Raw genomic sequence first — 15770 nt, forward strand, 5'->3', positions numbered from 1 at the left:
TATGAAAAAAATATTATCGTTTATGCGATATTTATCAATTATATTTATCAGCATATTGTGTTTAATGCCATTCATAATCTTATTAATTCTGGCTCTGAACACACCTAAACGTAATTTTTATGATGGAAATATGTTTATACCTGATTTTTATTTTGCCAATTTTGTGGAAGGATGGATAAAATCAAATATAGGACGTGCGATGATTAATTCAGGCATTATTACTATTGGATCAGTATGTATGATTGTTATATTAGGTGCTATGGCTGGATATGCAATATCACGTTTTGATTTTAAATTTAATAAAGGAATCTATGGTATTTTACTTTGCTGTATGATGGTTCCTGGAATTATTAATACAGTTCCATTGTATACATTAATGATTGATTTAAATGCAGTTAATACTCTATGGGGAATGGTTTGTATATGCACTACACTGGCGATTCCGCAAGCAGTATTTGTATTTACAGGTTTTATAAAATCATTGCCAAAGGAAATAGAAGAAGCAGCGGTAATTGATGGCTGCACTCAATTTAAAGTGTTTTGGACAATTATTCTTCCATTATTAAAACCATGTATTTCTGCAGTAGTAATTTTAAATGGATTTGGAATATGGAACAATTATTCACAAGCTGTATTTTTCCTTCAGGATAGTGCAAAACATAATGTTCCACAAGCTTTATCTGTATATTTTCAGCAATTTGCTGGAGCTAAATGGAATCTGATGGCAGCTACAGCTGTAATTGCTATTGTACCAGTTGTAATTACATTCTTAATTTTTCAAAAGAATTTAATGCAAGGATTAACTGATGGAGCCTTAAAAGGTTAGAGAGGAGACTAAAGATGAACGTTGATTTATATCCAGAAAAAGCACAATATATTAGTAATGAAAAGGTTTATTTAATTGCAGATATTTCACAAGATGTTAATAATTTATATGAAGCTTCTATACAAATTTATTATCTAAGTAATATGGTAAAAGAAGAAAGAGTTAAATTGAAACCTGGAAAAAACAAAATAGAAATTGGGAGATTTGATTCAATATTTGCTGGTTATGGTGCTCAAATAAGTATTTTTGGAACAGAAGAAGAAAGTTTAACTGCCTATACAGCATTTGATGTAGTATCTGATCCTGGAAAGTCTATTAGATATGGATTCCTTAGTGATTTTTCTGAAAAGGATGGAGATATGGAGGATGTTGACAATCTAAGGAAATTGCATATTAATATGGTTCAATTTTATGATTGGTCATATCGACATGATGAACTTGTAGCACCGAAAAATTCTTATACAGACATGATGGACAAGGAAATTGATTTAGAAATAATAAGAAAAAAAATAACGTTCCTGAAGAAATATGGTATGAAACCAATGGCATATGGTGCAGTATATGCGGCATCAAAAGATTTTTATAATAAACATGAGGATTGGGCTTTCTATACAGGGAATGATGAAGTTTTCAAATTTATTGATACTTTTTACATCATGAATATAGCTAAAGAATGTCCATGGCATGAACATATTATTAAGCAATATAAAGAAGCTGTTGAAAAAGTAGGATTTTCCGGTATTCATATGGATACTTATGGATTTCCTAAAACGGCATTTTCAAAATATGAAGGCCAGAGTAAACTAATTAAACTTGGGGAGGAGTTTGCAACACTCATTAATGATACGAAAGAAAGTTTGGATGAAATTGATGAAGATACTTATTTAATTTTTAATAATGTTGGTAACTGGCCTGTGGAACCTGTAGGACAGTCAAAACAGGCTGCAATTTATGTTGAAGTTTGGAACCCTTATGAAAGATATTTTCACATTAAACAAATTATCCAAGATGCAAGAAAAGCAAGTAACAATAAAAAACCAGTAATACTCGCAGCATATCTTGCACCGTTTCGTTTGGAAGAATTGGATAAAGCGGGGTATGCAGCATATATTTTAACAGCAGCTATTGTATCTAATGGAGGATATCATCTTTTATTAGGTGAAGAAAATGCAGTACTAACGCAAGGATATTATAGTGATTATTCAAAATTAGATTCTCTTCAAAGTGAGATTTTAAGAAAATATTATGATTTTATGATACGCTATATGAATCTTTTTCACGATACAACTATGAGAGATGTATCTATGACTCATATGGGATGGGATAATTACGAATATCAATGTAACTTTGATAATTGGAGTAGTTATGGAGAAGCAAATAAAATATGGCTGACTCTGCGTGAAAATGATTTTTATAAAAGTATCAGTATGATAAACCTATGCGGATGTAAGGATGATTTATGGAATAAGGGAAAAGATAAACCTGTTATTCAAAAAGGAATGCAGTTTACAGTATTTGTAGATAAAAATATAAAAGGTATTTATTATGCAAGTCCTGATCAAAAAGATAGTAAAAGCTATTCAATAGACTTTAGATATGTAAATACAGATAAAGGCAAATTCGTTCAATTTGATGTACCAGACTTAGTTATATGGTCATTAATTTATATTGAATTATAAGTGAAAATATTTAAATTCTATTATGAATATATAAATAAGTATTTAGGATTAAGAACTCTTAAATACTTATTTAAATATTATTAGCAGAGGAAACTAATATGAGAATAAGATTGAGAAAAACTAAAATTAAACAAAATGCCAATATAATTTCAAATAAAAAATATAAAATTTTGTTTAAATCGTTAAAATCAAAGCTAATGGCTAGTTATATTTTAATATCACTAATTTCAATTATATTAATAGGCTCCCTAACTTATATTAATTGTAAAAATATTGTTATAAATAAAGTTTCAGAACTTTTTGAAAAAGCAAGCATACAAACAAATTTAAGTTTAAATAGTTATTTAAATGAAATACAAGATATAACATCAATGGTTTTTTCAAAGAATGACATATTAAAATATGAACCTCAATCTGTAGGATATAATAAATATTTAAAACAAGCAGAAATAACTGAATACCTAAATTCTTTAGGTTGTATAAAAAATTTTAAGGATTTTGCTCTAATTTGCAGTGATGGTAGTTATTTGGGGAAAATATCTCAAAAAAATAATAGTAAAAATGGTATTAAAGAGATATATCAAGATATTTTAGAAAGTTTAAAGAATAGTGGATGTGAATCAAAGTGGTTAACAATAAATACTGATTCATATGATAAATTGTATTATGCAAGAATAATAAATGATAGTTCAATATTATTAACATCAATTTCTGTAGAAGAATTAGATACAATTTTCAATGTAGCTAATGATGGGAATATGGAATTATCATTACTGGATACAGAGAATAATATTCTTTTTTCAAATAATAAGAAACTTATAGGCACAAAAGTAGAGAATGGAATAAATGATAATATAAAAGATATAGAATCAAAAACATTTAATTATAATAATTGTTTAGTTACATTAAATACTTGTAGTAATCATTGGAGATTGTTAAATAAAATTCCACAACAGTACATATTAAAAGAAGTAGAAAAATCAAAAAAATTTACATTTATTATTACAATTATTTGTATTGTAATTTCAAGTACATTTGGACTATTTTTTGCTAAAAAAATATCAAGTCCAATTAATAAATTGGTAATGAAAATGAAAGAAGTAGAAAATGGAGATTTATCAGTTTTTACAGATATTATAGGTGAAGATGAAATTGCAATACTTAGTAAGAGCTTTAATTCTATGATTAGTTCAATAAGTGATCTAATAGAACAGACTAGAAATGTTTCTATTATTGTTGCCAATCAAGCAGAAGAGTTAAAAGAAATATCAAAGCAAACATCTCAAACTTCAGAAGAAATATGTAAGTCTATGAAAGATATTACTGAAGGAACTGTAAATCAATCAAATGAGCTAGAAAAGACAATTGAAGTAATGGGAAATTTATCTGGAAGTATTAATAAGATGATAATCAATATTACTAATGCAACTACAATGGCCAATGAGACAAAGAATATTGGAGATAGTTCATTAGATATTGTAAAACAATTAGATAAGAAAACGAAAAATACCAACGAAGTCATGGCAGAAATAATTACTAATATTGATGTACTTACTAATAGTATAAAGGAAATAGAGCAAGTAATTGGATTAATAAAAGGGATAAGTGAACAAACTAATCTTTTATCTTTAAATGCAAGTATTGAAGCAGCACGTGCAGGAGAAAATGGGAAAGGATTTGCGGTAGTGGCTGAAGAAGTAAAAAAATTGGCAGATGAATCAAAAGAATCAGCAGAAAGTATAAATAATGTAATTAAAAATATATATAAAAAAGCAAGTCATACAAAAGATTTAGTTGATAATTCTAGAATAGTATTTAATGAGCAAACTGAATCTGTTAAATTTACGAATAATTCATTCATAACTATAATTAATGCAACAGAAAAAATAACCAATGAAATACAAGATATAGAAAAACTAATTAATGAAATAAATACTGAAAAGCTTCAAACATTAGAGGCAACTAATAGCATGAAGTTTATCAAGTATATCCAAGGAGCTTTAAGGATTCTAATGGAGATGGAATTGGAGATTTAAGAGGAATTATAGAAAAGCTAGATTATTTAAAAGAGTTAGGGATAGATGTAATTTGGTTATCTCCAGTATATAAATCACCTAATGATGATAATGGATATGATATAAGTGATTACGAAGACATAATGGATGAGTTTGGAACAATGGAGGATATGGAGGAACTTATTAAAGAAGGAAAAAAGAGAAACATAAAAGTTCTTATGGATTTAGTTGTTAATCATACTTCTGATGAACATAATTGGTTTATTGAAGCCAGAAAATCCAAGGATAATCCTTATAGAGATTATTATGTTTGGAGGGATCCGGTAAATGGAAAAGAGCCTAATGACTTAAAATCAACATTTAGTGGTAGTGCATGGCAATTTGATGAAGTTTCAGGACAATATTACTTACATTTGTTTAGTAAAAAACAGCCAGATTTAAATTGGGATAATGAAGAAATGCGTAATAAAGTTTATGATATGATGAACTTTTGGATTGATAAAGGCATTGGTGGATTCAGAATGGATGTAATTGAACTTATAGGTAAGATTCCAGATGAAAAGATAAAAGAAAATGGTCCAGAACTTCATGAATACATTAAAGAAATGAATAACAAGACATTTGGAGATAAGAATTTATTAACTGTTGGAGAAGCTTGGTGTTCTAATCCAGAAATAGCAAAAGAGTATTCCAATCCAGATGGCAGTGAACTTAGCATGGTATTTCAATTCGAACACATTTTATTAGATCAGGAACCTGGTAAAGAAAAATGGGATTTAAAGCCATTGGATTTATTAGATTTAAAGAAAGCTTTATCAAGATGGCAGGTAGAATTAGAAGGAACAGGCTGGAACAGTTTATTTTGGAATAATCATGATGTTCCAAGAATAGTTTCAAGATGGGGAAATGATAAAGAATACAGAATAGAAAGTGCAAAGATGCTTGCTACATTGCTACATGGAATGAAAGGAACTCCTTATATATATCAAGGAGAAGAGCTTGGTATGACCAATATAAGATTTGATAATTTAAATGATTATAAAGATATAGAAACTCTTAACATGTATAAAGAAAGAATAGAACGAAGCTATAAGCATGGAGATATCATGCAGTCTATATATACAAAAGGTAGAGATAATGCACGTACTCCAATACAGTGGGATGATAGTGAAAATGCAGGTTTTACAATTGGAGAGCCATGGATAAAAGTAAATCCTAATTATAAAGAAATAAATGCTAAATCTCAAATTAATGATGAAAAGTCAATATTTAATTATTATAAAAAGTTAATTAAAATCAGAAAATCAAATCCAGTAGTTGTGTATGGGGAATATAAATTAATTTTAGAAAAAAATAAAGAAATATTTGCATATACAAGAACTCTAAATAATGAAGAACTATTAGTTATATGTAATTTTACAGTAAATAAAACAAAGCTTGTGCTTCAAGAACAAATTGAATTTAAGCATAGGGAACTTCTAATTTCTAATTATGACGTAGATGCAAATGCGCAAATAAATGATATAGAACTTAGGCCATATGAAGCTAGAATTTATAAATTTATATTAAATTAATAAGATTTATTACACTTATTTTTATGAGTAATATGAATTTAGTAAGGCTATTGTCTTGAAAGGAGTAGTACAAATGAAAGAGTATATATTAGGTGTAGATATTGGAGGTACAACTGTTAAACTTGGTTTGTTTAAATCTCAAGGACAGTTGTTAGAAAAATGGGAAATTAAAACAAGAAAAGACCATGAAGGTGGATATATTATAGGGGATATTGTAGAATCATTAGAAAATAAGCTTGATGAAAAGAATATTTCTAAGGAGAATGTATTAGGGGTAGGAATTGGTGTTCCAGGACCAGTTAAGGATGATGGAACAGTGCTTAAATGTGTGAACCTTGGCTGGGAAGTTTTTAATATAGTACAGGAGGTTAATAAATTAATAAAATTACCTGTTAGAGCTGGAAATGATGCGAATCTTGCTGCACTTGGTGAGATGTGGCAAGGTGGAGGAAAAGGATATAAAGATATTGTAATGGTAACGTTAGGAACAGGAGTTGGTGGGGGAATAGTTATTGATGGTAAAATAATACCTGGATATCACGGAGCTGGCGGTGAAATTGGGCATATTAAGGTTTCTAATGATGAGACAGAATGCTGTGGGTGCGGAAATAAGGGATGTTTAGAACAGTATACATCTGCAACAGGAATCGTTAATTTAGCTAATAAAATTCTAAAAAACGAAAAAATAGAGACAATGCTAAGAGCGTTTAAACATTTATCAGCAAAAGACATTTTTGATTCGGCAAACTTAGGAGATAAATTAGCATTAAAATTAGTAGATGAGTATAATGCTAATTTAGGAATAGCTTTAGCAAATATTTCGTGTGTTATTGATCCGGAAGTATTTGTAATTGGTGGAGGGGTAGCCCAAAATGGAAATGCGTTAATTGAAAATATTACAAAGCATTTTAAAGATAATGCATTTCATGTGTTAAGAAATACTAAATTTGAATTAGCAAAGCTAGGTAATGATGCTGGAATATATGGAGCAGCAAAATTAATAGAGTAATTGGTTAAGTTAAAATCATTTGTTTAAATTACACTTTAATTAAATGAGGAGATTTCATAATTAAGTTATGTATTAGTTATTATCAATATATAGTATATATGCTTTGATTTATAGAACTATATGTTGCATATTACTGTTATTAATTTGAATTATGCAAAATCCTCAAATATTTTAAGTTTAGGTAAAACTGTTTATTTAAAGTTGATTTCAAAATTTATAACAGGACTTATGCAGTTGGTGTAAATAAATGTATTAAGATAAATAGCAAACTGAATTCAGTTTGCAAATTGCACCGATTTGGCGAATATTTTCCGAAGCAAATCTCAATGCTGAGAAGTATTAGAAATTTAAATTTATTAAAAAATTTTAAAAAAATTAGTGAAAATACTTGACTTTTAAAAATCGCACCAATAATCAAAAAGGATGGATTAACTTAATGTCATGCACAATCTAAAGCAGCATATGAAGCTTATATAGAAATGATATTTTTAACAGAAACTATTCTAAATTAGGATAATTGGAAATTAAATAAAGATGGCGCAATTACCCTCACTCATGGCGAAATGATCCGAGGAATAATAAACGCCAAACATCGTACTTGCTTACGTAAAAACAAGGTACAAGTGTATTTTGCCACAACTTGCACTAAATTTACTAGTCTTTTTAAAAAGTTTTGGTCAAATTGCTTCAATTTAGGCTTCGGACATTTCTATATCCAATTATTGGATTGAAGTGCATAAGTCCTGCAAGTCATATTGTAGCTGTATTTTTATGGCAGATTTAGAACTCGATCCACCAGATTCACTATATTCATCATTAAACTTATTTGGTAATGAATATCCTGTTGCATCATTAAGAAGAATTCTTTTAAAAGTTAAACTATTTCTATGTTTCTTTAATATTTTATTTTGATTAAATATCATTTCAGTAAAAAGTTTCTGCATAAATTCAACAGCCTCTTTGTTAAACTTCTCATTAAGAGCTTGCGGAGATAATAGTATCCCATAGTTTGCAGCTAATTTGCCGCATAGAGTTGCTAGAGATTTATCACACATATCATGACTTAAAAAAATATTAAAAGCTAAAAATGTGCTTGTATCAATTTTATCATTTCTTTTGATAAATCCTGTTTTCCTTGCAATTCTATCCATGCTTTTGCTTTAAGAACAGAACTAGGTCAAGAAATACTTGTTCATATTGGGTTAGAGACTGTTGAACTTAAAGGAGAAGGCTTTACATCTTTTGTTAAAGTAGGAGATAAAGTTACAAAAGGACAATTAATTGTAGAAGTAGATTTAGAGTATATTGAAAAAATGCAACTAGTTAACTTATTATGTTAGTGATTACAAATAGTTTAGAAGATAAATTTAATTTTGAATGGGAAGATACACAAGAAGTCATGGCAGAAGAAACAAAGCTGTTTACGGTGAGTTTGAAATAAAAATTTTATATACATAAAGTGCTTTTTTATTTAGTAAGGTTGGAAATGAAAATTGAGTTTCTAACCTTTATTTACATATAAACGTCTATTTAATCACCAAACTAAGCCGTGTTTTTTAGCGATTTGTTATATTATTCAAAGGTGTAGCAGTTAATGTTATTAGAGGATTTATGGTTAATTATCTTATAATTCTATATAAGTTTTGTGGAATTTACTACACACTTTTAAGAACTGTGCAGTAAAGATTAGGTATATAATCAGCAGACAAATAATAATTTGTAGCAAAGATGATTTATATAGTAATCAAGTATTAAAGAAATATTTAGTTTTGGATAAAGATTTTGAAAACCTTTTGTTGGTATATCTGATGTAGAGGTTTTTTCTATATAAGAATGTTTTTTGAAGTGTCTCGATTTTCTTTACATATATTGAAGTTTTTTAAATTATACAATATAATGATTAAACAAACGAACATTTAATCGGATGAAAGGAATGAAAAAATTGGATATAAATAAAGAAAGTCAACTGCTATTAGGAGAATTCAAAGTTTGTCAAAAAGCATTTATTGCATTAGGGGATGAAACCCGACAGCAGATTATTATTGCATTACTTGAGAGTGGATGCAAAGGTTTATGTGCAGGTGAAATTCCTGAAAAAACGAAGTTATCAAGACCAGCAGTTTCTCATCATTTACAGATATTAAAAGATGCAGAGATTGTTGCTGTCCGTAATGAAGGAACTAGGAAATATTATTACATGTCAGCAAGTATGACACAGTGGAGTAAAATTGCGGCAATTTTAAATCATGTAAATGATTTGGTAATAGAAATTACAAAGAGAAAGGAAGAGTAATTATGATTTTTTATTTTTCAGCAACAGGTAATTGTAAACAGGCAGCAGAACAAATTGCATCTCAGGAAAGCGATAGATTGATTTCAATTACGGAAGCAATGTTGAATGAACAGTTTTCTTATGCAGTGGAAGATAATGAAAAGATTGGATTTATTCTGCCAACTTATTTTTACAGCACACCAAGGATTGTATTGGATTTTGCAGAGAAGCTTTCAATAAATAATTCAATAGGTAAATATGTGTATATTGTTCTTACCTTTGGAACTAAGACCGGAAAAGCTGGTATCACACTAAAAAATGTTCTAGAAAAACGTGGTATAACAGTTTCGGCACAATATTCTATTCAAACTGTAGATAATTATCTGCCTGAGTTTGATATTCCGACTGGAGAAGAGCTACAGAAGGTGTTAAAAAAGGCTGATATGCAGATAAAAGATATTATGAATCAGATTTCAGATGAAAAGCATGGTGACATGAACTCTTTCGAAGGAACAATTCCCAAAATAATAGCACCATTAGCATTACAGATATATCAGCATCAAAGGAAAACTTCAAATTTTGTGGTAACTAATAAATGTGTTGGTTGCGGTTTATGTCAGAAGGTATGTCCAGTATCAGCCATTGAGATAAAAGATAAAAATCCAATATGGATAAAAGATAAGTGTACCTTGTGTTTCGGTTGTTTGCACAGATGTCCAAAAGCAGCAATTGAGTATGGCAAAAAAACAGTTGGAAAAGGTAGATATATGAACCCAAATACTAAATTATATCTTAAATAAAGTACAATTTTGCACTAAGCCGTAATTCTAAGAATGAATATACTGAAAACCATATTGTTCTAATTTTTACGAAAAGGAAGTAACAAAAGAAACTGTTGCATATGTTAATCTCAAAAATAACTATAAGCAAAACTGGGGAGATTGAATCAAAGAACTTGATATCAATGTTTCTACAAAATTAGATTTACTTAAAAAGCTTGTATTAGACATTGAAGATTTAATGAAAAATTTTTATTAAAAATAGAAAGGAGATTTGTTAATGGATATTAACAGTACAGTAATAATTAATAAAGAAAAATGTATCGGATGTGGACAATGTTGTAAAGATTGTCCATCACATGTTCTTGAACTTCAGGGCGGTAAAGCAACTACTGTATCGGAACAATGTTTGAAATGCGGTCACTGTATCGCCATTTGTCCGAAAAATGCGGTCACCATAAGTGAATATGACATGAGTGAAGTACAAGAAATTGAAAAAGATGGATACAGCCTAGACCCCAAACAGTTGATGCAACATTTGATGTTTCGTCGTTCCATAAGGAGATATAAGAATATTCCAGTGGAAAGTGAAAAAATTAACCGTATTATTGAAGCTGGACGATACACGCCAACTGGCAGTAATGAACAAGGTGTGAGGTATATTGTCCTTCAGAATAGTATTCCTATGTTAGAAGAAGCTGGTATAGAAAAATTCAAACAACTAAAAAAAATAGCTTCTGTATTAAGCAAATTCATTCGTTTGCCTTATGACTTGAACAAATATAAACTAGAACCTGGATTTTTGTTTCAAGGTGCGCCTCTGCTAATTCTTGCTATTTCAGAAGATGATGTGGACGCTGCTCTTGCATCAATGAGTATGGAGCTGATGGCAGAAGCACAAGGTCTTGGTACGTTGTATGCCGGACTTTTCATAAGAGCAGCAAGACATAGCAAGAAAATACGAAACATGTTGAATTTAAAAAAGAAGGAAAAAGTTGTTGCTGGTTTGGCTATTGGATATCCTGATGTTATCTATCAAAGAACAGCACCAAGAAAGAAAGCTGATGTACAATTGATATAAACTTATTGATTTTCAAATTACAATCTTGTAGAGGGCTTTTAGCAGCAGCGTCTGGTTTGGTTATGTTACCAGGAGCAATAATAATGTGGATTGCAAGTGTCAGTATTAGGAGAATTCAAATATCCAACGTGTGCTGTGTATATGTTGGATAACCTACAAAACCGTAATATATTGATGATTGATGTTATCCAACATACATTCTATAATAAACATGTGTCGGATATAGAACAAGTTTTTTGTTAGAATGCTATTAAGAAGGCGGAGATATGTTTGCGAAAACTAGCATTGATGATTAGGCAACATATCAAGAGAATGTTTATAGTTTTACTGAAAACTCAAAGTATGTGCGACTTATAAAATTTATATATGGAGGTTAGACATATGGCAACTATATTTTGCTTTTCGACTACGGGAAATTGTTTATATGCTTCGAATCAAATCGCTTTGAAAATCAACGCGACGGTAATTTCTATGACTGAATCTGTGCAAAGTTGTGACGATGATGTGATAGGTTTTGTTTTTCCAACTTATTTTTGGGGGTTACCAAAGATTGTTGAGAGATTTATCTCAAATATTAAGATTACAAATAAAAATTCATATATTTTTGCAATTACAACTTATGGAAACAAAAACAAAAATGCTGGCAATTCGATTAAAGGGGTAATTGGAGCAGTTGATAAATTGCTTTCGAAAAAAGGGCTGGCTATAACTTATGGTAATGTATTGCACTCAGTACAAAACTTTATTGTCCATCATGAAGTAATCGACAGCGAAGAAATTCAAAAGAATATAGACGAAAATTTAAAGATTTTAACGCATGATATTGCCGAAAAAAAGCAAAACGAAATTAAAAGGTTTGGATTCATAAACAAACTCATTTACAGTTCTTTTCCACACAAAAATGGTCATTGCGACAATCATTTTAACATATCACCTAATTGTACTGGATGTGGTATTTGTAAAAGTATATGTCCTATGCAGAATATATTGCTTAAAGAAGGAAAGCCCACTTATCTGCATAACTGTGAACTTTGTTTAGCGTGTCTTCATGCTTGTCCAACCACAGCAATAGAGTGGAAAAAATCAACAATAGGTAAAAAAAGGTATCGGAATCCGCATATTTCCCTGAAAGAACTAATAGTGTTTAATAGTTCAAAATAAGCATTTCCCGCTTATCGCATTATATGCATTTATAAAACCAAGTTATAATTTCTTCTTTAAATCGTTATTTTCCTGTCTAAGCTTCTTTATTTCATACTGATATTAATAGAGTGCAGTCCAATGTCCTGGAAATGCACTCTATTCATATTCACTTATCCAATGTATAAAGAATTATTGGATTGTTGTGGGTTATTTCGGATTTTAAAGCATTTCAATAATAATAGCAGCCATTTCTTTAGGAGATACTTTCATATCGTCATTAAGCCACTGCTGTATTGTGCCTATACAACCTGATATGATAAAGGGTATATAATAATGAGCTTTTGTTTCTGAGTAGGAAGTGGGTATTGTATGGGGATACTGTCTGATAGTCTCCTTAAGTTTTTCTATAAAAGCATAATCTCCATCAGAACCGAGTAATATCTTACAAATTTCGGCATTATTTTGTGCAAATCCAAATAAATACAAGAAAAATGATAATAAATTATCATGAGTAGGGGCTTCCTTTGCAAATTTATTGAAGGCTCCATCAAAATCAGCAAGCATTTCTGTTTCTATCTTTTCTACCATATCAAATATATCTTTATAATAAAAATAAAAAGTAGATCTATTGACATCTGCTATGTCTGTGAGTTCCCTTACTGTAATATTATTTATTTTTTTCTCGGACATAAGTTTTGTTAAAGCTTGAGTTAAAATTTTTTTTGTTTTCCGGGTTCGTCTATCAATTTTTTGATTGTCCATATAAAGACCTCCCAAAGTATAAATTATTTTTGCAATTATCCAACAAGTGTTGTATATATGTTGGATAACCTACAAAATCGTAATATATTGATGATTGATGTTATCCAACATACATTCTATAATAAACACATGTCGGATATAAAACAAGCTTTTTTAGAATGTTATTAAGAAGGGGATAAATACAAATGAAAAAATACAAGTATTTCATATTATTATAGATATGGCATAATGCTCTATAGCATTTTACATTAGGAGTGAAGTTTATGGCAGCAATAAATAAAAACAAATTTACAAAAGTACAAATACGTTTATTAATTGCAATTGGTAGTGTAGTAGGACTACAAACCTTGGCTATGTCGATGCTGAACCCATTTATCAATATATATGGGGATACGCTAAAAGGAAGCACACCATTTTTATGCAGTTTAGCACTTGGAATTTTTGGACTTACTAATGCTGTCTTTCAAATTCCCAATGGTCACTTGAGTGACCGCTTAGGCCGAAAGCCTGTAATACTTATGGGACTTGCATTACTTGCAGTTGGTATGTTTATGGGTTTTTTAACAAGTAATATATATCTTTTAATCATTTCTCGGGCTTTGCAAGGAACAGGAACAATCATGGCTATCGCATATTCATGGATCAGTGATAGTGTTGACGATAATAAAAAAAGTAGTGCAATGGGCATAGCGGGAATTATTGTTGCAATTGGAGGGGTTAGTGCCTCTGTAGCTGGGCCGCTGCTTTATAAAATCATGTCAGTGCGTTATATGTTTTTAGGGAACACTGTGTTAATTCTGATAGCTTTTTTCTTTATTCTATTGGGTATAAAAGAAAAAGATAGACCGGAAGTAGTTGAAACAATTAGTTTCAAAAAGCAAATTAAGTATTTATGTTCACAAAAAGCAGTGGTATTACTATCACTTTGTAGTTTTATCAATAGTTATCTTAATATTGAAATTTATAACATTGTTCCCACAGCAATTAAAAATACGATTGGTGTTGAGAACATGTGGATGGTATTTTTACCAGCTATAGTGTGCGGTATCATTGCAATGGGAATTTCAGTTACTATGGCAGACAAAGGATATTATATACCAGTTGCCATTGTATCTTTTATAATCATTTTGCTTGGATGGGTAATTCTGATACCTCAAGGAATTGTATTTATAACTATAGGTACAATTCTGAATTTAATAGGGTACACGTGTCTTACAGCAGGAATACCAGCTCAAATAAACAAATTGGTTCCACAGGAAGTCCGAGGAACTGCAAATGGCATACTACAAGCAATGACTTCTCTTGGGGTTTTCTTTGGACCAACAGTAGCTGGTTTGTTTATTCAGTTTAACATGAGAATTATTCTTTATATTGTGTCTATTGTCCTGCCTTTAGTAGGTATATTGCTTTCAATATATAGCAATGAAGGCTTAACGTTGGTTAAAGTAGAACTTAGGAGTGTACTAAAAAAATAGAAGTCTTAAGAAAGGGTTTGATTATTATAAATAATGTATTCAAAGAAGCTAAAATTGCAGATATTACATTAAGAAATAGAAAGGTGAATTTAAATGAGACAAAATTTAATTAAAGTTGTAGCTTTGGGAATTATGTTATGCGTTATGAATATTAACGTTATGCCAGTATTTGCGGTAGAAAATTCTGAAGATTTAAATGTTTCTAAATCAGCAATTTCTTATGATAATGGGGATAAGATTTCAACTACTGCACAAGATGGTCAATCTGCTGCTATTGGAAAGAAAGTGATTACACTAAATGAGGCTATAGAAGCGGCTATAAATAATAGTGATAAGTTAGCATTAAAGTCAAAAGAAATAAAAATGTATGAAGATAAAATGAATCTTCAGGATAAATATAATGATTTTTATGAGAGCATTAATCAAAAAGTATATGATTTTCCTTATGATAAGCTTGAAGATCAAAAAAAGCAAGCAGAGCAGTCACAGGAATTTATGCAAGATAAAATAAAAAGTGATATTACTAATAAATATAATGACATGGTTTTAAAAGAAATTGATATTGATAAATCAAAAAGAAATTTAGAATTAGAGAAAAAAGATTTAGAATTTATGAAAGCAAAATTAAATTTAGGGTTCGTAACACCTAATCAGCTTAATGATGCACAAATTGAAATAAAATCCTTGCAAGATGAGATAACAGCTAAAGAAAATTCTTTAAACAATAACAAAGATTATTTTAAAGTGTTAACAGATTTAGATTTAAAAAATACTTATACACTTGATTACAATATAGATTATACAAAATTTAAAATAGATGGTTCTGTTGATGAATATATAGATGACAAAATATATAAGTTCTAATAAAGTTTCTACATCTTAATACATAGCCTGTCTATTGTTCGTGTAGGAACTTTATTTATTGTTTCAATGAAATTTTGTACAGCAACTCTAATACCAACCAAACTTTTAAAGAATGCATTATTTACTACTGATGATTTTAACCATCCCCATAACCCCTCAATTAGATTAAGATCAGGACTATATGGAGGTAAAAACATTAATTCAAGTCTATTTTTCATCTTTTTTAAAAATGGTTGTATCAGCTTAGCATGATGAATTTTTGCATTATCAAGAATAATAACTATTTTACCC

At 29.6% G+C, this 15770-nt stretch carries 15 protein-coding genes and 1 pseudogene; 13 read left to right on the forward strand and 3 right to left on the reverse strand.

Features of this window, described 5'->3' with window-relative positions; all coding sequences use genetic code 11:
• Position 1 precedes the first annotated feature (1 nt).
• The 5 genes and pseudogenes from CLPUN_RS21455 (at position 2) to CLPUN_RS21475 (ending at position 7103) form a co-directional block, all read left to right on the forward strand.
• Complete coding sequence (locus CLPUN_RS21455) at positions 2-826, forward strand: carbohydrate ABC transporter permease (RefSeq protein WP_077849265.1); 825 nt, start codon at positions 2-4, stop codon at positions 824-826.
• Positions 827-840: 14 nt separating this feature from the next.
• Complete coding sequence (locus CLPUN_RS21460; RefSeq protein WP_077849266.1) at positions 841-2505, forward strand: glycoside hydrolase family 66 protein; 1665 nt, start codon at positions 841-843, stop codon at positions 2503-2505.
• A 98-nt stretch (positions 2506-2603) separates the two neighbouring features.
• The gene (locus tag CLPUN_RS28915) at positions 2604-4541 is read left to right on the forward strand and encodes a methyl-accepting chemotaxis protein (RefSeq protein WP_077849267.1); all 1938 of its coding nucleotides are present in this window, start codon (positions 2604-2606) and stop codon (positions 4539-4541) included.
• Positions 4481-6094, forward strand: a pseudogene (locus CLPUN_RS21470) (glycoside hydrolase family 13 protein); the annotation flags it as partial. The gene CLPUN_RS28915 and the pseudogene CLPUN_RS21470, both read left to right, overlap by 61 nt.
• 73 nt (positions 6095-6167) lie before the next feature.
• Positions 6168-7103 carry an ROK family glucokinase gene (locus CLPUN_RS21475; RefSeq protein WP_077849268.1) on the forward strand — a complete coding sequence of 312 codons (936 nt, stop codon included), beginning with the start codon at positions 6168-6170 and terminating at the stop codon, positions 7101-7103.
• A 719-nt stretch (positions 7104-7822) separates the two neighbouring features.
• Here CLPUN_RS21475 and CLPUN_RS21480 read toward each other — a convergent pair.
• Entirely contained in the window at positions 7823-8254 is a 432-nt protein-coding gene (locus CLPUN_RS21480) for a hypothetical protein (protein ID WP_077849269.1), read from the reverse strand.
• A gap of 45 nt (positions 8255-8299) precedes the next feature.
• On the opposite strand from CLPUN_RS21480, the gene CLPUN_RS28920 reads away from it, so the two are divergent.
• The 6 genes from CLPUN_RS28920 to CLPUN_RS21505 all read left to right on the forward strand — a co-directional run bounded on the left by CLPUN_RS28920 (position 8300) and on the right by CLPUN_RS21505 (position 12396).
• The gene (locus CLPUN_RS28920; protein ID WP_242954222.1) at positions 8300-8443 is read left to right on the forward strand and encodes a PTS glucose transporter subunit IIA; all 144 of its coding nucleotides are present in this window, start codon (positions 8300-8302) and stop codon (positions 8441-8443) included.
• Positions 8444-9036: 593 nt separating this feature from the next.
• A complete protein-coding gene (locus CLPUN_RS21490; protein ID WP_198944386.1) occupies positions 9037-9396 on the forward strand; it encodes an ArsR/SmtB family transcription factor in 360 nt (119 codons plus the stop codon).
• Positions 9397-9398: 2 nt separating this feature from the next.
• Entirely contained in the window at positions 9399-10175 is a 777-nt protein-coding gene (locus CLPUN_RS21495; RefSeq protein ID WP_077849270.1) for an EFR1 family ferrodoxin, read from the forward strand.
• Positions 10176-10434: 259 nt separating this feature from the next.
• A complete protein-coding gene (locus CLPUN_RS21500; RefSeq protein WP_077849271.1) occupies positions 10435-11235 on the forward strand; it encodes a nitroreductase family protein in 801 nt (266 codons plus the stop codon).
• A 5-nt stretch (positions 11236-11240) separates the two neighbouring features.
• A complete protein-coding gene (locus tag CLPUN_RS27805; protein ID WP_158078816.1) occupies positions 11241-11387 on the forward strand; it encodes a hypothetical protein in 147 nt (48 codons plus the stop codon).
• A gap of 229 nt (positions 11388-11616) precedes the next feature.
• Positions 11617-12396, forward strand: a complete 780-nt coding sequence (locus CLPUN_RS21505; protein WP_077849272.1) for an EFR1 family ferrodoxin — start codon at positions 11617-11619, stop codon at positions 12394-12396.
• A 201-nt stretch (positions 12397-12597) separates the two neighbouring features.
• Here the strand turns inward: CLPUN_RS21505 and CLPUN_RS21510 are convergent, their stop codons facing one another.
• The gene (locus tag CLPUN_RS21510; RefSeq protein WP_077849273.1) at positions 12598-13140 is read right to left on the reverse strand and encodes a TetR/AcrR family transcriptional regulator; all 543 of its coding nucleotides are present in this window, start codon (positions 13138-13140) and stop codon (positions 12598-12600) included.
• Positions 13141-13403: 263 nt separating this feature from the next.
• Here CLPUN_RS21510 and CLPUN_RS21515 point away from each other — a divergent pair, with 263 nt between their 5' ends.
• Both CLPUN_RS21515 and CLPUN_RS21520 read left to right on the forward strand, forming a co-directional pair.
• Positions 13404-14615, forward strand: coding sequence for an MFS transporter (locus tag CLPUN_RS21515; protein ID WP_077849274.1), 1212 nt, complete (start codon positions 13404-13406; stop codon positions 14613-14615).
• 93 nt (positions 14616-14708) lie between these two features.
• Positions 14709-15479, forward strand: a complete 771-nt coding sequence (locus CLPUN_RS21520; protein ID WP_077849275.1) for a TolC family protein — start codon at positions 14709-14711, stop codon at positions 15477-15479.
• 8 nt (positions 15480-15487) lie between these two features.
• Here CLPUN_RS21520 and CLPUN_RS28225 read toward each other — a convergent pair.
• Positions 15488-15770 (reverse strand): transposase (locus tag CLPUN_RS28225; protein ID WP_198944306.1); only part of this gene is annotated, 283 nt, incomplete at its 5' end.

This window comes from Clostridium puniceum (assembly GCF_002006345.1).
GTDB classification, from domain to species: Bacteria; Bacillota; Clostridia; order Clostridiales; family Clostridiaceae; genus Clostridium; species Clostridium puniceum.